The sequence below is a fragment of the Nonomuraea sp. NPDC049028 genome (genome assembly GCF_043197735.1).
Taxonomy (GTDB): Bacteria; Actinomycetota; Actinomycetes; order Streptosporangiales; family Streptosporangiaceae; genus Nonomuraea.
Genome location: NZ_JBICTR010000011.1, coordinates 160,577 through 184,994, shown reverse-complemented (window position 1 = coordinate 184,994; position 24,418 = coordinate 160,577). Strand labels below are relative to the sequence as shown.

The window sequence follows — 24,418 nt, the reverse complement described above, 5'->3', positions numbered from 1 at the left end:
ACAAAAATCGCCTTATGCCCGACAATTACGAATCTGGGGCGTTACGCTGCGGTGGCAGATCGCCGGTACGTACCGGCGATGGGCTCAGACGGACCGCCGTCGCAGACGGCCACGACCCTCGGGGTTCACCCGTGCCGCTTCGACTGCTCGTCCTGCTCGCCGGCCTGACCGTCATGGCGGCCGGTTGCGGCACCACAGGCGTCGCCACGGTGGCGCCCCCCGAGGATCCGACCTCCGCTCCGGCGGCCGCCCACAGCGTCGACACGGCGACGGCCGAACAGGCGTTCCAGCTGCTCGGCCAGCTCGACCAGGCATGGAAGCGGCGGGACTGCGCCGCCGTCGCCGAGCTGACCACGTGGGTGGAGAGGACGCTGGGCGGTCGTGCCTGTGAGGGCACCCGGAACGGCCGCCCGGCTCTCTACAGCGAGCCCAGCTTCTTCCTGCCCGGCGAGGGCGACTGGTTCGCCGCTCTGGCGAGCAAGCCGTCGCCGGCGTACTTCGTGTTCCTGCGCGAGGGCGGACGCTGGCGGCTCGGCGCGGGACCCATCCCCGCGCGCGGCGCGGCGCCGGAGACGCCGACCACCATCACCCCCGACGCGGGGCTGATCAGCCAGGCCCGCGTGGTGGCGCAGCGTCACCTCACCTACCTCACCGACCCGGCCGGGGTGGCGGGCGTGCGCTTCCCGGCCGGGGATCCCGTACGCGGCCTGCGGGACGAGCTGGCCGCGCTTCCCGGGCGGGTACGGCCGGACCGGCTCGACATCGACGTCGAGCTGCCCGAGCAGCCCACGATGGCACTCCCCCTGTCGGCCGACACCATGCTCGCCTTCGACGCGCTGCGCGTCGTCTACCGGCAGCGCCCCAAGGCGGGCGCGTCGGCCCTGGCCCACCCGCTGAAGAAGGACGCCGAGATCATCGTCCTGGCCAGCGTCATCAAGGCGGCGGAGGGCCTGACCACGGTCGGCGTGCGGCGCGGCCCCGCCTGAGCGGGTTGGGTAAGCTCAGCTGGCGTGAGTGCAAACAGTCCAATCGGGCCGGTCGTCGGCATGGTCGGCGCCGGCCAGCTGGCCAGGATGACGCAGCAGTCCGCCATCGCGCTTGGCGTCGAACTGCGGGTGCTGGCCAACACCTCTGACGAGAGCGCCGCCAGGGTCATCGTCGACACGCGACTCGGCGACTACCGCGAGCTGGCCGACCTGCGCGAGTTCGCCACGGGCTGTCACGCGATCACGTTCGACCACGAGCACGTGCCGACCGAGCACATCAGGGCGCTGGCCGCCGAGGGCTACGCGGTGCGGCCCGGGGCCGACGCGCTGGTGCACGCCCAGGACAAGGCCGTGATGCGCGAGCGGCTGACCTCGTTCGGCGCGCCCTGCCCGGCCTGGGCCCGCGTGTCGGGCGTCGAGGACGTCTCCGCCTTCGCCGCCGAGCACGGGTGGCCGGTCGTGCTGAAGGCGATCAGGGGCGGCTACGACGGGCGCGGGGTGTGGGTCTGCCGGACCCCCGCGGAGGTCACGGAGGCCCTGAGCAGTGGTGTGCCGATGATGGTCGAGGCGTTCGTGCCGTTCGAGCGGGAGCTGGCCGTACTCGTCGCCCGCTCGCCCCACGGACAGGGCGTCAGCTACCCGGTCGTGGAGACCGTGCAGCAGGACGGGATCTGCGTCGAGGTGCTCGCGCCCGCCCCCGGCCTGGACCCGGAGGAGGCCGCCGAGGCCCAGCGGATCGCGCTGCAGATCGCGCACGAGCTGGGCGTGACCGGGCTGCTGGCCGTGGAGATGTTCCAGACGGCCGACGGGCTGCTGGTCAACGAGCTGGCCATGCGGCCGCACAACAGCGGCCACTGGACGATCGACGGCTCCCGCACGTCGCAGTTCGAGCAGCACCTGCGGGCCGTGCTCGACCTGCCGCTCGGCTCGCCGTCGATGAGCGCGCCCGTCGTCGTCATGGCCAACCTGCTCGGTGGCGACGACCCCGACCTGTTCAAGCGGTACGAGCACGTGATGGCTCACGACCCCGGCATCAAACTGCACTTCTACGGCAAAGAGGTCCGTCCCGGCCGCAAGATCGGCCATGTGACCGCTGTGGGCGACGATCTCGAGACCGTACGCGCTCGTGCCAGGCACGCCGCCGTCTACCTGACCACGGGGGAGTACACGTGAGATCTCTGCGGGTGTCGTCATGATCGGCATTGTGATGGGCAGTGACTCCGACTGGCCGGTGATGAAAGCCGCGGCCGAGGCGGTGGCGGAGTTCGGCGTACCGTTCGAGGCCGACGTGGTCTCCGCGCACCGGATGCCGACGGAGATGATCGAGTACGGCCGTCAGGCCGCGGCGCGCGGCGTCAAGGTGATCATCGCCGGCGCGGGGGGCGCGGCCCACCTGCCGGGGATGCTGGCCTCGGTGACGCCGCTGCCGGTGATCGGGGTGCCGGTGCCCCTGAAGTACCTGGACGGGATGGACTCGCTGCTGTCGATCGTCCAGATGCCGGCCGGGGTGCCGGTGGCCACTGTGGCGGTGGGCGGGGCGCGTAACGCGGGGCTGCTGGCCGTACGCATCTTGGGGGTGTCGGACCCTGAGCTGCGGGAACGCATGGAGGAGTTCCAGGGCGAGCTGAGGGAACAGGCCCATGCCAAGGGCGAACGCCTGCGCGCCGAAGCGGCTCGGCTGGGCGGTTAGCACCTCGCCGGCCGGCCGTTGGGCGGCTGCCTTTCGGCCGGCAAGCGTGGTCTTGGTGCTTTATGGCGCTTTGGGGTTCTTGGGGTGCTTTAGGGGCGGCCCAGGGCGCGGTAGTGCCAGCCCGCCGAGCGCCAGGTTTCGGTCTTCAGGGCGTTGCGGCCGTCGACGATGCGGCGGGCCGCGACCACCTGGCCGAGCTCCTCCGGGTCCAGGTCGACGAATTCCGGCCACTCCGTGAGCAGGAGCACCACGTGTGCCCCTCGGACGGCCTCCAGGGCCGATTCGCCGTAGTGCAGCTCGGGGTGTGCCTTTCGGGCGTTGTCCAGGGCGATCGGGTCGTACACGGTCACCTGGCCGCCCTGCTGGCCGATCGTCACGGCCACGTCGAGCGCGGGGGAGTCGCGGATGTCGTCGGAGTTCGGCTTGAAGGCGGCACCGAGCACGCCGACCGTACAGCCGTGGAAGGAACCGCCCGCCAGTTCGCGGGCCAGGTCCACCATGCGGGCGCGGCGGCGCAGGTTGATCGCGTCGACCTCGCGCAGGAACGTCAGCGCCTGGTCCGCCCCCAGCTCGCCCGCCCGCGCCATGAACGCGCGGATGTCCTTGGGCAGGCAGCCGCCGCCGAACCCGAGCCCGGCGTTGAGGTATCGGCCGCCGATGCGGTCGTCGTACGACAGCGCCTCCGACAGCTTTGTGACGTCGGCGTGGGCGGCCTCGCAGACCTCGGCCATCGCGTTGATGAAGGAGATCTTGGTGGCGAGGAACGCGTTGGCGGCCGTTTTGACCAGCTCGGACGTCGCGAAGTCGGTGACCACCATCGGGATCTCCCCGAGCGGCTGGTAGACGTCGCGCAGCACCTTCTCCGCCCGCTCGGAACGCACGCCGATCACGATGCGGTCGGGCTTGAGCGTGTCCTCCACGGCATAGCCCTCGCGCAGGAACTCGGGGTTCCAGGCGAGCTCGACCTCGGCCCCGGCCGGGGCGAGCCGGGCCAGCTTGTCGGCGAGCCGCTCCGCGGTGCCCACCGGCACCGTCGACTTGCCCACCACCAGGCACTCACGGTTGAGGTGCGGGGCCAGCGACTCGATGGCGCTGTCCATGTAGGAGACGTCGGCGGCGTACTCGCCGCGCTTCTGCGGCGTGCCCACACAGACGAAGTGCACGTCGCCGAAGGCCGCCGCCTCCTCATAGGACGTGGTGAAGCGCAGGCGGCCGGAGTCGAGTCCACGGCGGAGAACGGGTTCGAGCCCCGGTTCGTGGATCGGGAGCTCACCGCTGTTGAGCCGGCGAACCTTGTCGGCGTCTATATCGAGGCCCAGGACGTCGAATCCTAGATCCGCCATGCAGGACGCATGCGTGATGCCCAGGTATCCGGTCCCGATCACCGTGAGGCGATATGGCACGAGAGAGCTCCTTTCGAGTGCCAGGCATGTTACCGGCCCGCGCTACCTCGTTCTGTGCCACCTGGGCATTTCCGCAAACTGTACCGCCTAGTAACAAGATGGTCGGACGTCCTAGTATTTCGCCATGGACTTCCCTTTGTACGCGCCCGCCGAAGAGCACGACATGCTCCGGGAGACGATTCGAGCCCTCGCCGACGAGAAGATCGCCCCGCGCGCCGCGGAGACGGACGAGACCGAGGAGTTCCCTTGGGACGTCTACAAGGCGCTTGTGACGGCTGACCTGCACGCCGTTCACGTCCCGGAAGAATACGGGGGCGCCGGGGCGGACGCGCTGGCCACGGTGATCGTGATCGAGGAGGTGGCCCGCGCCTGCGCGTCGTCCTCACTCATCCCGGCGGTGAACAAGCTCGGCACGGTGCCCCTGCTGCTGTCGGCCTCGGCCGACCTCAAGGCCCGCTACCTGGCGCCGGTGGCCCGTGGGGACGCGATGTTCTCGTACGCGCTCTCTGAGGGGGAGGCCGGCTCGGACGCCGCGGCCATGCGCACCCGGGCGGTGCTGGACGGCGACCACTATGTGCTCAACGGCACAAAAATGTGGATCACGAACGCGGGCGTCTCGGAGTACTACACGCTGATGGCGGTCACGGACCCGACGGCCGGCCCTCGCGGCATTTCCGCTTTTATCGTGGAAAAATCCGACGAAGGCGTCTCTTTCGGGCCAAAAGAGAAGAAGCTGGGGATCAAGGGCTCTCCCACCCGCCAGGTGATCCTGGAGAACGTCCGCATCCCCGCCTCCCGCATGATCGGCGACCCGGGCACCGGCTTCAAGACCGCCCTGGCGACCCTCGACCACACCCGCATCACCATCGCCGCCCAGGCCCTGGGAATCGCGCAGGGGGCGCTGGACTACGCCATCGGGTACGTCAAGGAACGCAAGCAGTTCGGCCGGCCGATCGCGGACTTCCAGGGACTGCAGTTCATGGTCGCGGACATGGCGATGAAACTGGAGGCGGCTCGGCAGCTGACGTACCACGCGGCGGCCAAGTCCGAACTGGCCATGCACGGCCAGCCACAGAAGGACCTCACGTTCCTGTCGAGCGCCGCGAAGTGCGCGGCATCGGACGCGGCAATGGAGATCACCACTGATGCGGTGCAGTTGCTGGGCGGGTACGGGTACACACGGGACTTCCCGGTGGAACGGATGATGCGCGACGCCAAGATCACCCAAATCTACGAGGGCACCAACCAGATCCAGCGCATGGTGATGGCCCGGCAACTCCTCAAATAGCCCTACAAGCATCGTCTTCGCCGGGGCTCAGGCCGTGACATTGGGGGGTGCGACCCCCCAAACCCCCGGCTTTACAGGCGTGGTCCTCGTTGGGGCGCTTCGCGCCTGGGGCTCGGGCTGTGACATTGGGGGGCGCGGCCCCCCAAACCCCCAGCCAAAAAGCCGCTTCGCCGTATCCTCAGCCAGACGAAACCCGGAGACTGCGGCCACCCGAGGACTGCGAGTTGGTCGGCAAGCCGCTCAACCTCAAAGATGACCGTCGGAGGAAGCCCTGCGATGACATGCTCGGCGTCGGGGTTGTCCGCCCAGGTCCAGGCGTCACTCACCAACGGCCTCTCGGCGCGCGGATGTCGTGATCTCCTGGATTTCAATGACCTTCTGCCGGAGGACGAGCCCGTGCCGTCGTGGTGACGGACAGTGCCACGGGTGCCGCGTGTCGCTTACCTCGCCTCGCCGCTCATGATGCGCATCCATAGGTCTTGGGCGCGACGGTCGATCATGCGTTCGCTCTCCATGATCGAGGTGGGGTAGGTGGACCAGTCGCAGCGCCGTATGTAGGTGTGTCCGCCCGCGGCGCACAGTTCGTAGACGACTGGTGCGCAGTCGCAGGTGTAGGCGCGTACGCGAGTGACTGTGCTGCTCGGATACCACGGATACCAGTCCACGAGGGTGACGTCCGCTCGGGGAGTTGCTGGGTGGAGGCCGTGGGAGGTCTCGAGGTCGGTCACGCGCTCTCCGTATCTCTTGGTCTCTTGTCACTGTCGTGAGGGGATCGTCACGCTGCCCGCGATGGCTCGCGCCGCATGATCGGGGACGGCGTTGGTGACTGACTGGTGCCGCTCGGGCTGCCCCCGCGACACCCCCCGGGGCGCACACGGCGGGAAGCTCCACCCGGAGGAGCTCTCGACCACCAGTCACCGACGCCATACCGCCAGAGTACGACAGCCTGTAAGTGCCTGTCTATTCCATTAAGCTCCATGGAGCTTCATGATCCGCTTGGGAGGGCCGTGAAGCTCCCCTCTAGCCTTGTAATGTGGCCAGATATGTCGAGCACACCCGTATGTGGGAGTTTGATGAGGATCGTTCCCGCTGGGAGCAGATCCTCGAAGTTCTCCAGGCGCGGATCGACTCAGGGGAGTGGGGGCCCAAGTTCAAGATCTCCGAGGTCAAGCTGATGGAGGAGTTTGGCGTTGCCCGCCCTACCATCCGCAAGGCCATGGAACGCCTCAGAAACGCAGGCAGGGTCTACACCGTCCCCAACCTCGGCAGCTTCGTCACCGCTGAGCACGCGGACGAGTAATCGCCGGCCCATAGCGGCGTGGTAGACGAGGCGCGAACCTGTCCATCGAGGGCTACGAGGGCACTAACCAGATCCAGCGCATGGTGATCGCCCGGCAGTTGTTGAAGTAAGCGTTGACGTGCGGAGACCCGCTGCTTCTTGTGGGGCGGGCCGGGTTCGCCGGAACGCTGGCTGATCTTCAATCTCAGCCTGATCCGTGATCTTACAAGGTGGCCGAGGGGTGTCAGCATCACGCGGCATGGATGTCGATGAGTTCTGGGACCTGATCGAGCGTTCCGGACGTGAGACCGACACGAGGAAAACGCGTGTCGCGTGGTTGGAAGACGAGCTCTCTCGCCGCCCGGTCGAAGAGATCATCGACTATGACAGTTGGTGGACGATCACACACAACCGCGGCTGCACCATCGATCTTTATGCAACGTACTGGTTCGTGTTCGGCATGGGTTCGCTCGACGGCTTCGAGTACTTCGTGAGCTGGCTCATCAGCTTGGGGCGTAAGACGTTCGACACCATCACTGACTGCCCTGATCGGCTGATCGAGCAGCCCCAGGTGCTGCACCTGTTGGAGCTGGAGAAGTCATATGGCAGCTCAACCAAGCGCCAGCGCCAAGATCCGGAGCAGATGAGGGAAGAGCGACCTGAGTTCGAGCAGCTGGCCCACGTGGCGTATCACGCCTACGAACAGGTGACCGGAAAGGATCCGGACGGGCTCGGCGAAGCTGTGAGTGCACGCGGCGTTTCAAGCGGTTTCCCGTTGATTCCGGCGCTCGGCGGCATCCCCCACGGAGAGCAGTGGGACTTCGACGACGAGCAGGAATTGGCTCGCAGGCTGCCGAGGATAGCCCGCTACCGGGACCAGTGACGATCTCGCAGCCGCAGGTGTAGGCGCGTACAGCTGCGGCTCCACTGCGTGGCGGGGGCGCCGATGAGTGGGTGCCGATTGGTGCGCACCCGCGACACCACAAGCCGGGGTGCACACGACGAGAGGCTCCACCCGCTGGAGCTCCCGACCGCCACTCGCCGACGCCATACCGCCAGCGTCGGTCCCCGGAGCCATGCCATCGCTAGGCCTGCCTGTTCTATGCATCAGGTCCAGGGATATCTAAGGTCGTCCTGTGATCGAATGGGACCCGCGGCTCTACAAGTGGGAGCAGATAGCCAACGTCGTGGCGGAGCGCATCGAGGACGGGACCTACCCGACCCTGACGCTCATCTCCGAGGTGAAGCTACAAGAAGAGTTCGACGTCGCCCGCGTCACTGTCCGCAAGGCGATGGAGGCCCTCAGGAAACGAGGGCTCATCACCACCAAGCCGGGCAAGGGATCCATCGTGGACCCGCACTAGCTAGGTCCAGTCGCCGATCAAGATGTGATTTCGACGAGATCTGTCGCTGCGAAGATCCCTACGTGATGAGGCGACGAATGGCCGTGGTGGTTCTCCTGGTGAAAAGGGCAAGATCGTGGCCACAGACCTGACGAACTTCAACCTGGGACGCGACGGTACCCGTAACGTCTGCATCGGAAAGCGCGGCTACCAGCTGTACGCCAAGCCCGACCCTGACCGGCCGCTGCCGCCGGGCAAGAGCTGGGTCACGTACGAGTGGCCATGCCAGCTTGTTCTGAAGTCCGGCCACCATGTCAGCCTCAGCGACCCTGCCACGCTAAGAGCAGTGTTGGCCACCACCGCGCGCAAGCGGGCCACCGGGGTCTACGACGGTGTGCGCACCACCCTCTACGAGGGCACCATCACCTTCGCGCAACTCCACAAGGTGAACCCGGGCATGCGCATCGGCTTCCGCAGCAAGCCCACGGGCAAGTACGCCAGCTGGAAGGTGTCCTGGCGGTTGTGGATCGGCCGTGACCAGCTCGTCCGCAGGGCATGGAGTGCGTGGCACGACCCGAACGACAGCCTCGACAAGTCCGCCGGAGAAAAGCCGTACTACGCCTTCGAGGAGGATCTCCGGTTGTCGGACTGGGGGATGAAGGCGGACATCCAGCCCCCGCCCGCGGATGAGACGGTGGCGTCGGAGGAATTGGACGACTGACCAACCGGTGCGGGAAGTGGTTCCGTCAGGGGCCCATACCCGGTCGACGCGACTGGAGCAGCTCGCCAGAGGCCTCGAAGTTCCGTCTCGAACGCAGGATCCCCTGTAGCGGCCTGCGCCAACTCCTGGCGAAGGGCCGCGACCCTGGCTTCATTTTTCGGATCGGCTTCGGCATCGGCGAGCGCGGACTACATGGAACCGCGACCTTCGAATGTGAGCCGCACCAACCCGACCAGCGCCTCGAGCGCCGCCTTGCGACCTCGGCAAGTCCTTCGGCTGCCTTGGGCGCCAAGGTTGCCGCGGTCACGGCTGACATTTGCTGGTCTGTCGCCATAACTCCCGTATTGGGTACTTGTGATGCAATTCTGCTTGCATGCTAAGGCAATCCCAGGTAGCTATGGATGTAGACCCACGATGAGAACGTTTGCCTCTCGCACATCGATTACGCTACTCTCGCTACGAGTAATAGCGGTCACGATCTCTCAGGGGAAATGTCATGGCCGAAAAATGGGAAGCGAATCCAACCGCATCTTTCCTTAGGCGCATAGGAAAGTCATCCCACGAACTCGGGCAGACGTCCGGCAATTCTAGTTGCCCAGATATCTGGGAGCTTGACAATGGTGACGTCGCGGTCATCGGGTCGGACCTTACGGAGTCGTACAACGGTCGCCTCCCTCATGGAGTGAGCGTCGACCCCGGCGAACGGCTGGTTATCATCCCACGGAAGACGATCCTCGCGGCGAAAGCGGACATTCCTGATGCCTAACCTGCTCGACGGCGCCGTCGGCGAGCGAATGGAGCTGCACGCCTATTACGCTGACTTTGAGCAGAACTTCTGGGCGATCGCCGACCTGGGTTTTTGGAAACTGGAGCGGCAGCAAACCTTCAAAGAGCCTGGATATGATAGTTGGGAAGCGTTCGCAAAAGGCGAATGGGAAGAATCGCTGCGCATTCTCGAGGCTGGACGCGCCGATATGGCCGACTATCACCGCCGCATCGAGGAACACGGGTTCGTCGCCCGCCGAGTCCGGGTCGTCGAAGAACCGATCACCCCGTACCTGCAATGGGAGCTGCACGCGCTAAGGGTCCGCGATCAATGCGGCGGCAGCGTGCGAGTTGTGACTCCGGACCAGGTCGCGGACTTCGAGAATGACGCCCCGCTCCCAGAGATATACACCCTTGGTGACGCCGTGATGTACGAGGCTATTTACGACAACGATGGAGTGCTGGAGTCGGTACGCCGATTCGTCGACCGCGACCTCATCGTGCGCTGCCAGCGGTTTATCCAAGACCTGTACGAGGCGGGTCAGCCCTTGGAGTCGTTCTTCGTCAGCCATGTCGCGGCCCTTCCAGCCCCCCGTCAACCGTAGCTGTCGCAGAGTCTGACCAGGGATACCGTGATGCCAGGTAAGGAGTTCGACAGCCAGGATGATGTGGCACGCCATGTCAACCGGCTGGAGGCGTCCGGCTCGGGCGATATTGTCCAGGCCCGGGACGTACATGGCGGGGTACACTTCCACCAGACCGCGCCTTCCTTCGCGGTGACGCCCTCGCAGCTTCCCGGTGATGTGCGAGGGTTCGTCAATCGACATGCCGATCTGGAAACGCTCGGCAGGGTGATAGCCGAAAACCACGAGGACCCGCTCGCTCCAGCCGTCACTGTCATTACCGGCACCGCCGGAGTGGGCAAGACATCCTTGGCGCTGCATTGGGCGCACAGCGTCCGCGCCCACTTTCCCGATGGCCAGTTGTACGTGAACCTGCGCGGCTACGACCCTGGTCAGCCCGCAATACCGGAACAGGTCCTCGACCGATTCCTCCGTGACCTGGGCGTTCCCGCGACATCGATACCGGTTCATCTGGAGGACCGAGCTTCGCTGTACCGGTCGCTGCTGGCCACCCGCAGGATGCTGGTGATCCTGGACAACGCGGCGACCGCCAGTCAGGTTCGGCCGTTGCTGCCGGGCGCGGCCACGTGCTTGGTCGTGGTGACCAGCCGGAGCCGGCTGTCTGGCCTGGTCGCCCGCGATGGTGCCTTCCGCCTCAGCCTGGACATTCTGCCGGAAGAGGACGCCGTCGCTTTACTGTCGACCCTGATCGCTCGATACCGAAAGCTCGACCAACGCCACGAGTTGGTCGAGTTGGCCAGGCTTTGCGCCCGACTCCCGCTCGCGCTACGTATCGCCGCCGAACGTGCGGCGAGCCGGCCGATGATGCGGCTCGTCGAGCTGATCGCCGATCTGCGAGACGAGTCAGCCCTGTGGGACGCTCTCACCGCCGAGGGCGACGACGATGCCGACGCGGTCCGAACCGTGTTCGCCTGGTCCTACCGGGCGCTGCCGGAACCGGCGGCTCGGCTGTTCCGTCTCCTCGGCCTGCATCCAGGAAGCGAGTTCGGGCTACCAGCAGCCGCAGCAATTGCCGGAATCAGCGCCCTGCAAGCCCGTCAGCAACTCGATGTTCTAGTCGGTGCGCACCTGTTGGAACAGCCGGCGCCGGGGCGGTACGAGTTCCACGATTTGCTGCGCGCCTATGCTGTCGACCAGGTCCGCCATCTCGAATCGCCTGAGACTCGGGCCGAGTCATCGCAACGTGTTCTCGGCTGGTACCTGCACACCGCCGACGCCGCGCAGACGCGCATCGCTCCATTCGACCGGTACAAGCTGAGAGAGCCGGTCCCGACCGACGTGGCACCGCTCGCTTTCGACAGCTACGACACCGCAATGCGGTGGTATCAGATTGAAAGGGCGAACCTCGTCGCGGCGACCCAGGCCGCCGCCGAGGCGAACTTGCACAAGAGCGCGTGGCAGCTTGCTGCCGTCCTCGGCGCCATCTTCATGCACCAGAACGCCTTCGACGACTGGCTCACCACCAGCAGCATCGGAGTCGATTCCGCTGAGCGAGACGGCGATCGCAGTGGCCAGGCCAATGCCCTGGAAAGCCTTGGTAGGGCGTACTTCCAATCTCGTCGGCTCGAGGAAGCGGAGACCAACCATTTGGCGGCGCTGGCCATCCGCCGAAGCATAGGCGACCGGTTCGGTGAAGCGGTGTCTCTCAACACGCTTGGCTTGCTCGGGCTGCGCCGTCGGCAACTGGACGATGCCCGATCGTTCTTTGAGCAGGCTGGTGAGATCTTCTCCAGCCTCGGCGAACGCCGCTGGGAAGCGCTGATGCGGAGCAACCTCGCCGAGGCTCTTTGCGAGATACAACAACCACAGGCAGCGATCGACATCCTGGTCGAGGTGCTTTCCGTGTTCCGTGACCTCGCGGACCGAGCCAGCGAGGGCAATGCGCTGTACCACCTGAGCTGGGCGCAGCGAGAACTCGGCGACATCGCAAACGCCCGCGATTCCATCGATCAGGCGCTCCGCATCGCGGAAGATGAAGACAACCAGGTGTGGCGGGCTCACTGGTTGGTCGAGTTGGGGAATGTGCAGCGCGCCGCCGGACAGCCCGAGGCGGCGCTGGTGGCCTATCAGCAGGCCGCCTCAATCCAGCGGCGACTCGGCGACCGCAGCCGGGAAGCCTTCGCGCTCGATGGTGCTGGGCAGGCCTATCAGCAAATGGGTCGTTTTGAAGAGGCCGCCGACTTCTATCGCACGGCCGCCAGCACCCACCAGCACCTGGACGACCGGTGGAACCTGGCCCAGACGCTGCACCGCCTTGCAGATGCGTTGGACCATATTGGTTCCGCGGAGGAGGCACAGACGCTCCGGGGACGGGCTCTCGACCTGCTCGCTAGTTTCACCGATCCCCGAGCGGCCGCGCTGCGTCAGCGCCTTAGCTAGGCATTGCGGGAGTCGAGTCCACAATCCAGATCGGGGCGTCTGCGCATTCGACCCGCAAACCCTCCGCTGGTTCCAAGCATGTGCGGAATACCCGCAAATCTCGGCCGCCCACTCGGGCCACCGGTGCATGATCACGACCTATGAACGCGTACATCCGCACCTGGTTGTGCACTTCTCGCGCTGACCGAGACCAGTCCACTACAGAGAACTCCGGCTCGATGAATCCGGCGGTGGATTTGCCGGCCTCATTCTGCGGCACCCCGGGAACACGCCGTACCACCTGATCCATGGCGCTGGCGAGCAGGTTGGCGAGCACAGGATGGATCCGCGGCCACAGCGACTGGGGCGTGACATCCTCATCGAGCGGGATACCGCCGCGCTGAGCCAGGATCGGACCACTGTCGAATCGCTCGTCCATTCGATGGATCGTTAGCCCGATCTCGGAATCGCCATTGCGGATGGCCCACAGCACCGGCGCCGGACCCCGGTACTTGGGCAACAGCGAGGTGTGAATATTGATCACGCCCAGCCGAGGCGTTTTAAGAACGGCAGCGGGAAGCTTCCAGTTGAAGCCATAGACCACCAGCAGGTCCAGGTTGTATCCGGCCAGTTCGTACGCCAGTCCCTCCGGATTACCTGGTAGCAGGAAATCCATCCCAGGCGGCAACGCAGTAACGATCTGACCGATCGCCGCAGCGGCATGGGCATCCGTGCTGCTGTTGGGCTTCATGGAACGGCAGTAGACATACGCAGCGGGAATGTGGCCAGCGTCGACGCATGCCGCGTGCAGGACAGCGAACTCTTCAACACCAAACGTTGCAAGCGCAACGCGCATTGGGTTCGGCACGTTCGCGATGGTACCGGACGGCGTCGTCTGCTCCCCCGCGGCATCGACGACCCGAAGGCCGTTCCACGATCACCGCGTATTGATCCGGCGGTCATTGAGCACAACTGTCAGGCGCGTTCGCATGCTGGGCATCCCGGTCCCGCTGTGATTGTCGACCGCAATGCACATAGGCGTTATGGGCTCAGGCGAAACTTCTCTTCCGGATATTCACTTATCGGCCAGGGCATGACCGGTTCGATGGTTTCCCGCTCGGCGTCGCTCATGTCGATGGGGCTAGCGGCGTGCTTGGGCCACGCCGAAAAGATCTCCAGGGGTGGGCGGTCGGAAATTCATCCGAAGCGGGCGAGGTCCTCGACATGTATGAGGATCCGCTCCGCGACGAACCACACGGTCACAGCCGCCGAGAAGGCCAGAGCTTGGGCCATGAGCAGCCTGCCGACGATCCCCGCTCTGGAGAACGAGCAGTAATAAGCGAAGAGCAGGGCGGCGATGGGAGGCAGGACGAGTGCCGCCTCCAGGAGGTTGACGTGCCACCCCTTGGCACAGGTGTTACCACCGCACACCCCGGCCCAGGCGATCTCGACGAGACCGAGGAACGCGATCACCAACATGACGATCGCACCGACGCTGGCCACGATGATCAGCACAAGGCGCTGCTGCGACGAGATCGGCAGTTGGTCGTTGGGAGCGCTGTGCGGTGTCAATCGTCGCCCTCCGATGAGCTCGTGATCGCTACTGTCCTCATCCTGACATCGATCATGCTCCTGCTTGAAACCCGACGCCCAGACTGCAGCGGCGATAAGCAGCGCGGCCGGGATCACCTCCACCACAACGAGCTTGGCGGCGGCAGCTCGGGCAGGCGAGCAGATGTCTTGGGGGAACGTGATTTGTGCGGATTCTGCCTACTGACTGGTGCAGTCACTGGATAGAGGGTGTTGGGGCTGACCGCGGAGCTATATACAGCAGCGGGATACGACGACGTCGCTAACATGATCACAGCCCTCCATCCGCGGATCGTGGTCGAGGCGATGATGCTGGGCTGCGTATCTGAACCCCTGATCGTCAAGCGAGGAGTGCGGTGAAGCGCTGGTTATGGCGCCTGACGGTCTCGGCCGTCGTGGCGCTCTCAGGAATGACCGGGCCGGTCGTGGCCGCCGAGGCGGTCCCGGCCCCGGAGATCAACGTCAGCGACGACTGGGAGATCGCGGTCTTCCTGTGTACGCCGTCTGCGGACGGATGCCACAAGCGGTACGCCACGGCGAAGCAGAGGCGGGACGTCGAGACGTTCCTGAATGGCAGGCCTGAGGTGACCGAGGTGCGCTTCGTGAGCCGGGCCACGGCGTACGCGAGCTTTCGCCAGGAGTTCGCCGGGCAGAAGAAGGTGCTGGCGAGTGTGCGTGCCAAAGACATGCCGGAGTCGTTCCGCGTGCGGGTCAGGGGAGCGGCCGACCGAACCCGGATCGTGCTCTTGGCGAACCGACGGCCAGGGGTGGGGCTCGCCGTCGACCAGGCAAAGAATCACGTCGATGCTCCGTTGGTGCCGGAAATATCCGTATTTCTATGTATGAAGGGCTCGGATTGGCCTGCCTGCGCGCATGGACGGGGCAAGGCGAACAAGTCGGCGGTCACGGTCAAAGAGAGGAAGGCGATCGTCGCCGTCATCGAGCGGGTCCCCGGGCTCGAATCGTACGTGTACGAAGACCAGAGGGCGGCCTACCGGAACTTCGTCAAGACGTACGCGGACAACAAGGCGCTCGTCGCGGCCACCAGGGTGTCGGACATGCCCGAGTCGTACCGGCTGTCGATGCGGCCCAAGGCCGACTTGGACTCGCCGAGCCGTCGGCTGGCGCGGATGCCGGGGGTGGCCCAGGCGTACGACTTGGGGTGCCTGTCCCGGAAGGCGCGACTGTGGTCGGAATATGGGCTCCAGAAACGCGGATCCCAGGGCTGCGGGTAAGAGCAATGGCACAAGTCCCCGGGCGGTGTCCACGGTGGCCTGCCGCCCGTCGCGGGCGCAATACACCCCCAACGGGGTGCCCGCCGCTACCTGCGGCTCGGTGGCTGCTCCCGTCAAGCACCACAGCCACTGTCGCTAACTAGCTGGCACGGCGATAGACAGCGGCGGCGATTTGCCGGAATGAGCGGATGAGCGGGCTGGTGTCGGTGCTGTTCCAAGCGACCACCAGACGGCTGGGCGGCATGTCGAGCAGCGGAACCGCGACGAGACCCTCCGGAAGGGCGTGGGCGAGCGTGGTCAGCCCGACTGTGCCGTTCCACAGGACCGCCTGAAGACACTCGTGGACGGTTCGTACCACCGGACCGTCCTGGCCCAGGCCCATGGGGTGGCTCCAGAACGCCCGCCAGACGGGGTCGATACCTTCAGGTAGCTGGAACCAGCGGCGGTCGGCGAGGTCGTCCAGGCGCAGGCGGTCACGGCCGGCCAGTGGGTCGTCGGCGCGCAGGACCACTCCGACGGGGTCGGAGCGCAGGACATGGGTGGTGATGCCGGTTTCGTCGAACGGTGCCCGGGTGAGGGCCACATCGACGAGGCCGGAGCGCAGTCCGGTGGTCGGATCGGTGAAGTCGGCTTCGCGAATGCGGACGTTCAAGCCTGGATGGCGCTGCCGAAAGGCGGCGGCGAGTTGGGTGCCGGCCTGTTCGGCACTGTCGGCGAGGGTGCCGATCGTCATGGTGGCGGTGCCCGCCGCGGCCGCGACCCTGGTGCGGGCTTGATCTGCCTGCTCCAGCAGGGTGCGCGCCTCGTCGTAGAGTGCTGCTCCGGCCGGCGTGAGCGAGACTCCGGTGGGTGATCGGTGCAGCAGGACGGCGCCGAGGTCGGTCTCCAGTTGCTTGATGGCCCTGCTCAGTGGCGGCTGTGTCATGTGCAGGCGTACGGCGGCGCGGCCGAAGTGGAGCTCTTCGGCGACGGCCACGAAGTAGCGCAGCGTGCGTAGGTCCATCAGCGGCGACGATACCCGTACGGCATCGGGCGTGCGGAATCGGTGTTGGACGCCTCCGAGCGTCTCGCGATGGAGTGGTTAGACCGAAATCTGCCACTTCTGAGGAGTCCGTATGGCCGAGTTTGTGGTGGCCGACCCCGTTGTTCAGGTCACTGACGTCCAGGAGCTCGCCCGCGATCTGGTGGTGATTCCGAACCGGCGGGTGCCGCTGGTGCCGAACATCGGTCTCATCGGCGGTACGCATTCGGTCCTTGTCGTAGATACCGGTATGGGTACGGCGAACGCCGAAACCGTGTTGAAGTTCGCGGCCGACTTCGCCAACGGGCGCAAGCTGTACCTGACCACGACGCATTTTCATCCCGAGCACGCGTTCGGCGCTCAGGTGTTCGCGGGGGAGGCGACGTTCCTGATCAACCGGGCGCAGGCCGAGGACCTGAAGGTGAAGGGGCCTGGCTATATCGAGATGTTCAAGGGGCTTGGGGAGTCGGTCGCGCGTCGGCTTGAGGGGGTCCGATTGGCGACTCCCGATGTCGTCTACGACCATGAGCATGATCTGGACCTCGGCGGTCGGGTGGTCGAGTTGCGGGCCACCGGCCGGGCCCACAGCAAGGGCGATCAGGTGATCACGGTCCCGGACGCGGGGGTGATGTTCACCGGCGATCTGGTGGAGGCCGGGCAGTTCGCCATTTTCCCCTGGTTCCCGCCGCATGACACCGATGTGTCGGGCACCCGCTGGCTGGCGGTGATGGATCGGCTGGCCGCCGAAAGCCCGCGGGTGGTGGTGCCCGGCCATGGCGATGTGGGCGGTCCTCAGCTCCTGGCCGACGTACGGGACTATCTTCAGTTGCTGCGTGACGAGACCTGGGTACGCCGCGACTCCGCCATGAGCGAGGAGACGATCGCCGCAGAGGTGGCGGCCCTGATGATCGCGCGGCATCCTGAGTGGGACGGCCAGGAGTGGATCGAGAAGGGGGTCGGCTGCCTGTGTTCGGAGCACACCGCCTAGGCGGCGCGCTTGGGCAGCAGCGCCTCGGCTAGCCGGCGCCACTGCGGCATGGCCGATTGGCCGGGTTCGATGCCGAGGACCTGGATGCCGATGTGATCGGCGCCGGCGTCCAGGTGGTGGTGCAGCTTGCCGACGACCGTGTCGAGGTCGCCCCAGTACACGAGGTCGTCGACGAGCCGGTCGCTGCCACGGCCGCCGTCGATGTCGGCTTCGGTGTAGCCCAGGCGGAGGAACTTGGCGATGTTGTACTTCGTCGTGAAGTACACGTGCAGATGCTCGCGCGCGATCGCCCGCGCCTTGTCCGGGTCGCTCTCCAGGAGCACCGCCTGCTCGACGCCGAGGAACGGGCTGCCGCCCAGCACCTCCCGCGCCTGTGCCGTGTGCCGCACCGTCACGTGGTAGGTATGAGCGCCTTCGGACCGATCACGGGCCATTTCCAGCATCTTTGGTCCGTACGCCGCCAGCAGGCGTCGCATCGGCGCCCGAGGCGCGGGATTGGCGCTCGTTGTGGCGTCCATTTCGTCCAGGTACTCGCTCATCGCCTGCAAGGGCTTGGTCCCGGGCCGCTCGCCTCCGAAACCGAGGCCGAGCAGGTGGCGATCCGGGTAGGCGTCGGCCAGGAGCAATGCCGCCCCTTGGGTCCACCGCGGCTCGCGGGACCAGATCCGCGCGATGCCGTTGATGACGCTGATGCGTTCGGTGCACGACAGCAGGAATCCGGCGTGCGTCATCGCCTCACGTCCGTCCCGCTCCGGGATCCAGAACGCCGGCCAGCCGAGCTCTTCGAGCTCCTGGATGGACTCTCGCATCATGCTCGCGGGCTGGTCTTCGAAGTCGAACGTCCAGACCCCGAAGCGCCCCAGATCCATCCCATTGATCGCGCCCATGTCTTCTCCTGCCTATCCGACGGTACGGAACCGCCTCAACCATGACCAGGAACGCAGCGAAGTATCGCATATTGTCGATATGAGGCAAAACGTCGCAGCGCAGGGAGCGTTGGGTGAGGTTGTTAGAGCGAGCGTCCGAGCACGTCGACGAGCCGGGCGATGCGCTCCTCGTCACGCCGGTAGTGCGTCCACTTCCCGACACGAGTGGCGCGGACCAGCCCGGCACGCTGCAACGACGCCATGTAGGCGGAGACGGTCGACTGCGCGAGCCCGGTCTTGGCCTGGATGTGGCTCACGCACACACCGACCTCGTACGGGTCGGCGATCGCCTGCTCCATCGGGAAATGGTGCTCGGGATCGCGCAACCACTGGAGCACCTGGAGCCGTACGGGGTTGGCGAGCGCCTTGAACACGTCAACCAGCTGCGCGGAGGCGTCTTGTGAGGGTTCGGCGTGTGTCGTCATAGGTCGTCGAGCCGATTATAGGGTCAAATCATGAGGAAGTGCCGGGCGCGGTCCTCCCTCAGATCTCGCTCGGCCACAGCGTTCTTAGAGCTCTTCTGGGTGCTCGGTTTCGGGTTCTGCGACCCAGCCGGCGGTCAGGATGAGCCGGCTTCGACGGTCGACGGCGAGAAAACCAAAGGGACGCGTGAAGTCGACATCGACTCTTCTGGCTCGGTAAGGAGGCCGTGGTGCTATGCCAGCTGCGATGGCACCCATTGCAGTCACTGCGGCGGCTTCGAAGCCGTGCGCTTGGAACGTGGCGGTGGCGTTCTGGCGGGCTTGGGCGATGGCAAGTGGTTCAGTACTGATCCCGGGGAAGTGCCCCCGGGCGGGGTTGGTCACTGTGGCCAGGCCGAACACGTCCGGCAGGGCGAGCAGGTCCAGCGAGGCGGTTACGGTGAACCGGGGCACGGTGACCGTCAGGAGGTCGTCAGGCTCGTAGGCGGGGACAGCGCTGATGTTGATCCCAGGACCGGGGCTCCGCGCAGGAAGGACATCGGCATCTACGCTGGGATAGCGCTTGGCCAGCGCGTCGATGCCCGCGGTGAGCACGTCGGCGGCCTTCCGGAAATCGTGGCCGAGCAGCAGGTGTACGTCGATCCCGCCTGTGCCCATGACGCGGAACATGGTCAGCGGACCGGCCGGTGTATCGGCCACCTGGACACGGTTGAGGACTCGCGTGCTGCGCCGCAACACGACGATCTCCCGATCGACCCATGGGCCCGCCTCGACGAGAGTGGCACCTTCGGTGAATGGGCGGAGCCAGGTGGTACGGACGGTGAGCGCGCTGGCCAGGACGAGTAGCGTCTCCTCGGTCACGGAGACGGGCATGGTGGGGATTGCTCCATCGGTCTGGCGAGCCGCCCACGCGTCGAGCTGGAGCTGATCTGCGGACGTGTCTCCTGTCAGCTCGCCGCGCATGCCCGCGGGCAGCGCCGCGGCCCAGGTCGGCCGTAGCGGCAGGTCGTGCCTGGTCCACAATCCCAATGCCGCCTTGATCGCTGGCGAGGCGTTCAGAGCCGCCAGGACGGCCCGCGCTGCTGGGGCGGCTGCGGTGGCGTCCATTCCGATGGCGTCTTGCAGTTCGGCCCGTCCTGGGCCATCGGCCGCTGTCGCGAGATATGCCAGCAGCGGCCAGGCGCCCACTCCGGACATGACGGCCGACTCGCCGGAGCAGGTCGTTGCCCAGCGGGCGGTCAGCGCGTTCACCGCGGCCGCCAGATCCTTTTGCGATCTACCGTTGAGCGACATGGCCTGTGATCGTCCCACCAGCGCGACGACGAGGCAACGCCAATACAACGCCGGCACCGGAGCACTGCCGCTACTGATCAGAAGGCAGCTGGTCGGTTCGGCTCCAGATCTGAGTGCATCGGGGAAGGTCTTCGATGCCGCCACCTTCCGGGATCATGCCCCAGAGGAAGGGGATCAGGTATTGCGGCGGCTCGCTCAGGAGACCGGGTAGTTCGTCCTCGGTAACGGTGAGGGTGAACGGCGTGCCCCGTTGGCCGGAGTTCCAGCCCTGTTCGAGGGCTCTCTGGACGCATCCGGCGACGAGGACCGGGCGGATGGCGATTGTTCGCTCTCCTTGCCAGTTGTCCGGCCGGGCGCAGGGGAGAGACACCACAAGAACGTTCCCCGGCTCCTCGGCTCGCTCAACGGTGAAGGTGAGTGGAGACCAGTTGTCGCCCTGGCGTTGGGTGGGCTTGTGTCGGACTCGCCAGCGGAAGGCGGTGTCGCCGACGGTGATGAGCCGTGATCCCTTCTTGGGCATCGCCACAGCGGCCTCCAAGCTCCGTTCCTGGTCCGTCGCCGTTCCGTGGAAGTGCCGGAATCGGCTTGATGCGAGCGTACGAGAAGTGATGCGAGACGTCGGGAAGCATAACCGCCGCTCATTCACGCTTATGTCGATCTTGAATGCGGACAGACGGTGTGACCAGCGGGTCCGCGTTCTGGACATGTCCAACCAGCGGCTGACTCCTCTTGCCTCTGTTGAGGGCCGTTCTTGAGACGGCTGGGGCGATGTCGGCTCCGGACTGGGTGTGGCGACACACCGCATTGACCATACTACGTTGAATGTAGTACGGTCGCCGGCTAAACCCATGGGGCTTGCGAGAGACAGTGACAGGCCCGGAAGGACAAGGATGCTGATGCGCACGAAACTTGCTGCCCTGGTAAGCGCGGCCACAGTCGCTTCCTCGCTGATGGTGGGAGCCACGCCGGCCGGTGCGGCCGGTCCCTGCGGCAGCGGGTACACCAGGGTCGGCGTCTACGCCATCCCGAAGACCGGTACGAGGGTGGGCACTCTGGAGGTCCACTACAACTCCAGCTCGAACAAGAACTGCGCCCTCACTTACGGCTACGGCTCCACGGCGGGAACCACCACCTGGAAGTCGGTGAAGATCATGGTTGCTGGTGGTGGGTGGTGGGCCGACGTCGACGCGGGGAATTATGCGCAGTACGCAGGGCCGGTGTACGTCTCAGCTCCCGGCAAATGCCTCGATGTTGAGGCGGGCGTCAAGGATGAATCCCGCCTCTTGTCTGGTGTGCACTGCGGCTGATGATGCTCTGGGCGGGACCGCTGACGATCGCAAGCGGTCTCGCCCGCATGTCCGCCTCGGGCCGACCGACACCCCCATGCTGCGCGATCCCGGCCGTGCCGCCACCCCGCCACGGGGTCCGCGGCACCCTGAGCCATTGCCGCCTCCAGCACCCGCTCCTCCTCGCGGCTCTCCGTCGTGAACGCCATCGCCCGGTCCGCTGATGACCTGGCCGCTTGCTCGGCCAGCTTGTCCTTGCTGCGGTGGTGCGTGGTGCACGGCCGGTCCCGGACCAGGCCCGCCGCGCCCAGCAGCAGCGCGCCGGTACACACCGACGCCATGGTCAGCCCCGGTCGGCGGGGCCTCCCGTAACGCGGCCGGGATCACATTCGCTTGATCTCTGCGTACACGCCGGGTCCGCCGCACACCGACGCCGCCCGGCGAGCGCGAGTGCCGATGTCCTGCAGCAGGTTCAGGTACGCCACGCCGGGGCGGTAGCTGTCCGGCGGCGCGTATCCCGGCACCAGCAGCGTGCCGATCGGCCCTGAGAGCAGGGCGACCACCAGATCTTTCACGGCGTCAAGCCTGGCGGCCCCGGTGAGAGGTCCACAATGACCGCTATCCCACAGATCCGGACATGCGCACGTGGGGCGATTTCTACGATCAGCGACCCCAGGTCACCATCGCGAGGAACCTGTGAGACCCGTCAGGGCAGGGGCGGTGGCCGGTTGAGGCGCCGGGGGCGCGTGGCACATACTCCTCGTCATGACCGTGATCGAAACCGAGCGGCTGGTGATGCGGCCGCTGACCGGCGACGACTTCGACGACTACGCCAGGATGCTCGCCGACCCCGAGGTGACCGGCGGGCTGGCGGAGACTGTGGGGACCTCGCCGGCTGATGCCTGGCGGAGTCTGGCCACGTTCATCGGACATCGGGAGATCCGCGGCTACTCGCACTGGGCGCTCGTCGAGAAGGCCACGGGCCGGTTCGTCGGTCGTGCCGGGCCGTGGCGACCGCACGGCTTCCCCGGGCTGGGCGTCGGGTGGTGCCTGGCTCGCGAGCACTGGGGCAAGGGCTACGCCACCGAGGCGGCTCGTGCATCCCTCGGTTACTGTTTCGGCGCGCTGGGCGCCGATGAGGTGATCTCCCTCATCCTGCCCGGCAACGTGCGCTCCCTTTCGGTGGCCGAACGCATCGGTCACTGTCACCTGCGCGACACCGGCTACCGTGGGCAGACGGTCCACGTCTACGGCCAGCGCGCCGCCGCGCGAGCGTAGCTGCCGCCGTCGGCTCAGTGCTCCTCCACGGGTACGCCGGCGCTGCCGAAGAAGTCGACCATGGCGCGCGGCGAGTCCGGGGCGAAGCACATGTCCAGACCTTGGGCGGACCCTTCGGCCGAGGCGGTCGCGCGGGGGAACATGGCCGTCTCGTACTGGGTCAGCGCGGCCTCCACGTCGTCCCCATGGGCGACGATGGCCAGCGCCAGTTCGGCGCCGTCGAGCAGGGCGAGGTTGGCGCCCTCGCCGGCGTACGGCGACATCACATGCGCGGCGTCGCCCACCAGCGTCACGCCGGGGGTCCGGGGCCAGGAGTGGCCGGTCGGCAGGGCGTAGATCAGTCGAGGGACGATCGTGTCGTCACAGTTGCGGATGAGGTCGGTCAGTTCGGTGCTCCAGCCGGCGAACTCCTTGAGCAGGGCTTCGCGGGCCGCGGACGCGTCGGACCAGTCGACGCCGGAGGTGGTCGTCCAGTCCTGCGGCACCCGTAGTGAGGCGCCAAGGTGGATGTCGGTGCCGCCGTGGCCCATCAGGGCCTTGCCGTCGGACAGGGCGAACATGCTGCCGGGACCGACGACGGTGGCCGATTCAGGGTGGCGTGTCGCGACATCGGTGAGTCGCAGCTCCAGGTAGGAGATTCCGCAGTATCGCGGGGTGGCCGGCGAGACCAAGGGGCGTACCTTGGACCAGGTGCCGTCCGCGCCGATCAGCAGGTCGACGGTGGTGCTCCTGCCGTTGGCGAAGGTCAGCTCGTGCCGGCCGTCGGCGAGCCGGCGGGCCGTGGTGACCCTGTGGTCCCAGGCGATACGGCCGGGGTCGAGGGACTCGATGAGCAGGTTGCGCAGTGCGGCCCGGTCGATTTCGGGGCGCCCGCCATAGCCGCCCTCGGGCTCGTGGTGGATGAAGACCGTGCCCGCTTTGTCGAGGACGCGCAGGGTCTCGCCCTGTGGTTGGGTGAGCCGGCGGAACTGCTCGTAGAGGCCGGCTTCGCGCAGCGCGTACTGGCCGGACTCCTCGTGCATGTCGAGGAAGCCGCCCTGGCTGCGGGCATCGGCGGCGGACTCGCCCTCGTACACGGTGGACTCGATGCCGTGCATCTGCAGGACGCGTGCCAGGACCAGGCCACTGAGGCCGGCGCCGACGATCGCGATGGAACGTGCGGACATGCTGGCTCCTATGCGTGAGGGGTGCGGGGGATGGCGGCGAGGATGCCGTCGACCAGGACGTGGAACGCCCAGTCGGAGCGGCTGGCCCCGTCGCCCGAGATGAGCTCGTCGCCGAGTCCGGCGATGTGCGGGTAGCGAGCTGGATCCGCGGCGGCGATCTGCTCGCCCAGCGCGGAGAGGTCGGCGGCCTCCTGGGCCGCCGATCTCGGGCTGTGCTCGACGGCGGACGCGGTCGGATACAGCAGCAAGAGATCTAGGCCCCACGCCGCCGCCCGCCCGGTCACGCCGCCTTCGCCGAGCAGGGCGAGCACCGCCTCGACCAGTGCCATGTAGTTGGGGCCGCTGGGTTGGGTGGAGAGCGCCATCCTGGCGATATCCGGATATTGGAACAGCACGTCGCGGTAGCTGTTCAGCAGGGCCTTGAGGCGGTCGCGCCAGGTCCCGGCATCGGGGGCGGGCACCGTGATCGAGCCGAGCAGGGCGTCGAGGATCTGGGCGTGCAGGTCCTCGGTGTTGCGGACGTAGACGTAGAGCGAGGCGGGCCCGGTGTCGAGGGCGATGGCGATACGGCGCATCGTCACCTTGTGCAGACCCTCGTCACGCATGATCGTCAGCGCGGCGTCGATGATCCCCTGCCTGGTCAACGCGGGTTTGGCCGGGCGTTCGCGGCGGCTGCGGGACGGCTGCTGGGCGCTGTCGCTCGTGCTCATGAAGAGCACAGTACCACGAACGCGTT

26 protein-coding genes are annotated in these 24,418 nt (G+C 66.5%); 14 read left to right on the top strand and 12 right to left on the bottom strand.

The features are described 5' to 3' along the window. Nucleotides 1-131: 131 nt before the first annotated feature. Genes ACGFJ2_RS39860 through purE form a run of 3 tightly spaced genes read left to right on the top strand, consistent with a single transcriptional unit; the run spans nucleotide 132 to nucleotide 2,676 of the window. Nucleotides 132-986, top strand: a complete 855-nt coding sequence (locus ACGFJ2_RS39860) for a hypothetical protein (protein ID WP_393477436.1) — start codon at nucleotides 132-134, stop codon at nucleotides 984-986. Nucleotides 987-1,010: 24 nt separating this feature from the next. Continuing rightward, nucleotides 1,011-2,159, top strand: coding sequence for a 5-(carboxyamino)imidazole ribonucleotide synthase (locus ACGFJ2_RS39855; RefSeq protein WP_393477433.1), 1,149 nt, complete (start codon nucleotides 1,011-1,013; stop codon nucleotides 2,157-2,159). Between the two features lie 19 nt (nucleotides 2,160-2,178). Next, nucleotides 2,179-2,676, top strand: coding sequence for a 5-(carboxyamino)imidazole ribonucleotide mutase (gene purE / locus ACGFJ2_RS39850; protein ID WP_393477430.1), 498 nt, complete (start codon nucleotides 2,179-2,181; stop codon nucleotides 2,674-2,676). 89 nt (nucleotides 2,677-2,765) lie between these two features. Here the strand turns inward: purE and ACGFJ2_RS39845 are convergent, their stop codons facing one another. Then, nucleotides 2,766-4,079, bottom strand: coding sequence for a UDP-glucose dehydrogenase family protein (locus tag ACGFJ2_RS39845; RefSeq protein WP_393477427.1), 1,314 nt, complete (start codon nucleotides 4,077-4,079; stop codon nucleotides 2,766-2,768). A 124-nt stretch (nucleotides 4,080-4,203) separates the two neighbouring features. Here ACGFJ2_RS39845 and ACGFJ2_RS39840 point away from each other — a divergent pair, with 124 nt between their 5' ends. Then, nucleotides 4,204-5,367, top strand: coding sequence for an acyl-CoA dehydrogenase family protein (locus ACGFJ2_RS39840; protein ID WP_393477424.1), 1,164 nt, complete (start codon nucleotides 4,204-4,206; stop codon nucleotides 5,365-5,367). Nucleotides 5,368-5,807: 440 nt separating this feature from the next. Here the strand turns inward: ACGFJ2_RS39840 and ACGFJ2_RS39835 are convergent, their stop codons facing one another. After that, nucleotides 5,808-6,095, bottom strand: coding sequence for a hypothetical protein (locus ACGFJ2_RS39835; RefSeq protein ID WP_393477421.1), 288 nt, complete (start codon nucleotides 6,093-6,095; stop codon nucleotides 5,808-5,810). Between the two features lie 305 nt (nucleotides 6,096-6,400). On the opposite strand from ACGFJ2_RS39835, the gene ACGFJ2_RS39830 reads away from it, so the two are divergent. The 6 genes from ACGFJ2_RS39830 (at nucleotide 6,401) to ACGFJ2_RS39805 (ending at nucleotide 12,498) form a co-directional block, all read left to right on the top strand. Then, a complete protein-coding gene (locus ACGFJ2_RS39830) occupies nucleotides 6,401-6,667 on the top strand; it encodes a winged helix-turn-helix domain-containing protein (RefSeq protein ID WP_357948871.1) in 267 nt (88 codons plus the stop codon). A gap of 238 nt (nucleotides 6,668-6,905) precedes the next feature. Next, nucleotides 6,906-7,529 (top strand): DUF4240 domain-containing protein, encoded by a 624-nt coding sequence (locus ACGFJ2_RS39825; RefSeq protein ID WP_357948874.1) that lies wholly within the window; start codon nucleotides 6,906-6,908, stop codon nucleotides 7,527-7,529. Nucleotides 7,530-7,782: 253 nt separating this feature from the next. Continuing rightward, a complete protein-coding gene (locus tag ACGFJ2_RS39820; protein WP_357948877.1) occupies nucleotides 7,783-8,010 on the top strand; it encodes a winged helix-turn-helix domain-containing protein in 228 nt (75 codons plus the stop codon). Nucleotides 8,011-8,125: 115 nt separating this feature from the next. Further along, nucleotides 8,126-8,710: a hypothetical protein gene (locus tag ACGFJ2_RS39815; protein ID WP_393477417.1), complete on the top strand. Its 585-nt coding sequence runs from the start codon at nucleotides 8,126-8,128 to the stop codon at nucleotides 8,708-8,710. Between the two features lie 758 nt (nucleotides 8,711-9,468). Next, nucleotides 9,469-10,080: a DUF6879 family protein gene (locus ACGFJ2_RS39810; protein ID WP_393477414.1), complete on the top strand. Its 612-nt coding sequence runs from the start codon at nucleotides 9,469-9,471 to the stop codon at nucleotides 10,078-10,080. Nucleotides 10,081-10,110: 30 nt separating this feature from the next. After that, nucleotides 10,111-12,498, top strand: a complete 2,388-nt coding sequence (locus tag ACGFJ2_RS39805; protein ID WP_393477411.1) for an ATP-binding protein — start codon at nucleotides 10,111-10,113, stop codon at nucleotides 12,496-12,498. Here ACGFJ2_RS39805 and ACGFJ2_RS39800 read toward each other — a convergent pair. Together ACGFJ2_RS39800 and ACGFJ2_RS39795 are read right to left on the bottom strand one after the other, a co-directional pair. After that, a complete protein-coding gene (locus tag ACGFJ2_RS39800) occupies nucleotides 12,491-13,345 on the bottom strand; it encodes a methionyl-tRNA formyltransferase (RefSeq protein ID WP_393477409.1) in 855 nt (284 codons plus the stop codon). The two genes, ACGFJ2_RS39805 and ACGFJ2_RS39800, sit on opposite strands and share 8 nt — an antisense overlap. 329 nt (nucleotides 13,346-13,674) lie before the next feature. Beyond that, on the bottom strand, nucleotides 13,675-14,172 hold the full coding sequence (locus ACGFJ2_RS39795) for a hypothetical protein (RefSeq protein WP_358179758.1): 498 nt from the start codon (nucleotides 14,170-14,172) through the stop codon (nucleotides 13,675-13,677). Between the two features lie 251 nt (nucleotides 14,173-14,423). Between ACGFJ2_RS39795 and ACGFJ2_RS39790 the strand changes: the two genes are divergently transcribed. Then, complete coding sequence (locus ACGFJ2_RS39790) at nucleotides 14,424-15,302, top strand: permease-like cell division protein FtsX (protein ID WP_393477406.1); 879 nt, start codon at nucleotides 14,424-14,426, stop codon at nucleotides 15,300-15,302. A 139-nt stretch (nucleotides 15,303-15,441) separates the two neighbouring features. Here ACGFJ2_RS39790 and ACGFJ2_RS39785 read toward each other — a convergent pair whose 3' ends face one another. Continuing rightward, the gene (locus ACGFJ2_RS39785) at nucleotides 15,442-16,305 is read right to left on the bottom strand and encodes a LysR family transcriptional regulator (protein ID WP_393477403.1); all 864 of its coding nucleotides are present in this window, start codon (nucleotides 16,303-16,305) and stop codon (nucleotides 15,442-15,444) included. Nucleotides 16,306-16,417: 112 nt separating this feature from the next. On the opposite strand from ACGFJ2_RS39785, the gene ACGFJ2_RS39780 reads away from it, so the two are divergent. After that, nucleotides 16,418-17,311: an MBL fold metallo-hydrolase gene (locus ACGFJ2_RS39780; protein WP_358179767.1), complete on the top strand. Its 894-nt coding sequence runs from the start codon at nucleotides 16,418-16,420 to the stop codon at nucleotides 17,309-17,311. Here ACGFJ2_RS39780 and ACGFJ2_RS39775 read toward each other — a convergent pair. The 4 genes from ACGFJ2_RS39775 to ACGFJ2_RS39760 form a co-directional block, all read right to left on the bottom strand. After that, nucleotides 17,308-18,198: a TIGR03620 family F420-dependent LLM class oxidoreductase gene (locus ACGFJ2_RS39775; protein ID WP_358179771.1), complete on the bottom strand. Its 891-nt coding sequence runs from the start codon at nucleotides 18,196-18,198 to the stop codon at nucleotides 17,308-17,310. The genes ACGFJ2_RS39780 and ACGFJ2_RS39775 overlap by 4 nt on opposite strands. 122 nt (nucleotides 18,199-18,320) lie before the next feature. Next, on the bottom strand, nucleotides 18,321-18,662 hold the full coding sequence (locus ACGFJ2_RS39770) for a metalloregulator ArsR/SmtB family transcription factor (protein WP_357948904.1): 342 nt from the start codon (nucleotides 18,660-18,662) through the stop codon (nucleotides 18,321-18,323). 84 nt (nucleotides 18,663-18,746) lie between these two features. Then, nucleotides 18,747-19,952 carry a serpin family protein gene (locus tag ACGFJ2_RS39765; RefSeq protein ID WP_393477400.1) on the bottom strand — a complete coding sequence of 402 codons (1,206 nt, stop codon included), beginning with the start codon at nucleotides 19,950-19,952 and terminating at the stop codon, nucleotides 18,747-18,749. 70 nt (nucleotides 19,953-20,022) lie between these two features. Continuing rightward, entirely contained in the window at nucleotides 20,023-20,478 is a 456-nt protein-coding gene (locus ACGFJ2_RS39760; protein ID WP_393477397.1) for a hypothetical protein, read from the bottom strand. 370 nt (nucleotides 20,479-20,848) lie between these two features. On the opposite strand from ACGFJ2_RS39760, the gene ACGFJ2_RS39755 reads away from it, so the two are divergent. Next, nucleotides 20,849-21,259 (top strand): spore-associated protein, encoded by a 411-nt coding sequence (locus ACGFJ2_RS39755; protein WP_393477395.1) that lies wholly within the window; start codon nucleotides 20,849-20,851, stop codon nucleotides 21,257-21,259. Nucleotides 21,260-21,621: 362 nt separating this feature from the next. Here the strand turns inward: ACGFJ2_RS39755 and ACGFJ2_RS39750 are convergent, their stop codons facing one another. Continuing rightward, complete coding sequence (locus ACGFJ2_RS39750; protein ID WP_393477392.1) at nucleotides 21,622-21,813, bottom strand: hypothetical protein; 192 nt, start codon at nucleotides 21,811-21,813, stop codon at nucleotides 21,622-21,624. A 190-nt stretch (nucleotides 21,814-22,003) separates the two neighbouring features. Between ACGFJ2_RS39750 and ACGFJ2_RS39745 the strand changes: the two genes are divergently transcribed. Next, nucleotides 22,004-22,516: a GNAT family N-acetyltransferase gene (locus ACGFJ2_RS39745; RefSeq protein ID WP_393477390.1), complete on the top strand. Its 513-nt coding sequence runs from the start codon at nucleotides 22,004-22,006 to the stop codon at nucleotides 22,514-22,516. Nucleotides 22,517-22,530: 14 nt separating this feature from the next. Here the strand turns inward: ACGFJ2_RS39745 and ACGFJ2_RS39740 are convergent, their stop codons facing one another. Next, nucleotides 22,531-23,682, bottom strand: coding sequence for an FAD-dependent oxidoreductase (locus ACGFJ2_RS39740; RefSeq protein WP_393477387.1), 1,152 nt, complete (start codon nucleotides 23,680-23,682; stop codon nucleotides 22,531-22,533). Between the two features lie 8 nt (nucleotides 23,683-23,690). Then, nucleotides 23,691-24,392, bottom strand: a complete 702-nt coding sequence (locus ACGFJ2_RS39735) for a TetR/AcrR family transcriptional regulator (RefSeq protein WP_357948922.1) — start codon at nucleotides 24,390-24,392, stop codon at nucleotides 23,691-23,693. Nucleotides 24,393-24,418: the final 26 nt, after the last annotated feature.

Coding starts and splice junctions, on each gene's coding strand:
- purE (WP_393477430.1), top strand. CDS start 2,179: ATGATCGGCATTGTGATGGGCAGTGACTCCGACTGGCCGGTGATGAAA.
- ACGFJ2_RS39840 (WP_393477424.1), top strand. CDS start 4,204: ATGGACTTCCCTTTGTACGCGCCCGCCGAAGAGCACGACATGCTCCGG.
- ACGFJ2_RS39825 (WP_357948874.1), top strand. CDS start 6,906: ATGGATGTCGATGAGTTCTGGGACCTGATCGAGCGTTCCGGACGTGAG.
- ACGFJ2_RS39810 (WP_393477414.1), top strand. CDS start 9,469: ATGCCTAACCTGCTCGACGGCGCCGTCGGCGAGCGAATGGAGCTGCAC.
- ACGFJ2_RS39805 (WP_393477411.1), top strand. CDS start 10,111: ATGCCAGGTAAGGAGTTCGACAGCCAGGATGATGTGGCACGCCATGTC.
- ACGFJ2_RS39785 (WP_393477403.1), bottom strand. CDS start 16,305: ATGGACCTACGCACGCTGCGCTACTTCGTGGCCGTCGCCGAAGAGCTC.
- ACGFJ2_RS39780 (WP_358179767.1), top strand. CDS start 16,418: ATGGCCGAGTTTGTGGTGGCCGACCCCGTTGTTCAGGTCACTGACGTC.
- ACGFJ2_RS39775 (WP_358179771.1), bottom strand. CDS start 18,198: ATGGGCGCGATCAATGGGATGGATCTGGGGCGCTTCGGGGTCTGGACG.
- ACGFJ2_RS39770 (WP_357948904.1), bottom strand. CDS start 18,662: ATGACGACACACGCCGAACCCTCACAAGACGCCTCCGCGCAGCTGGTT.
- ACGFJ2_RS39765 (WP_393477400.1), bottom strand. CDS start 19,952: ATGTCGCTCAACGGTAGATCGCAAAAGGATCTGGCGGCCGCGGTGAAC.
- ACGFJ2_RS39755 (WP_393477395.1), top strand. CDS start 20,849: ATGCGCACGAAACTTGCTGCCCTGGTAAGCGCGGCCACAGTCGCTTCC.
- ACGFJ2_RS39745 (WP_393477390.1), top strand. CDS start 22,004: ATGACCGTGATCGAAACCGAGCGGCTGGTGATGCGGCCGCTGACCGGC.
- ACGFJ2_RS39740 (WP_393477387.1), bottom strand. CDS start 23,682: ATGTCCGCACGTTCCATCGCGATCGTCGGCGCCGGCCTCAGTGGCCTG.
- ACGFJ2_RS39735 (WP_357948922.1), bottom strand. CDS start 24,392: ATGAGCACGAGCGACAGCGCCCAGCAGCCGTCCCGCAGCCGCCGCGAA.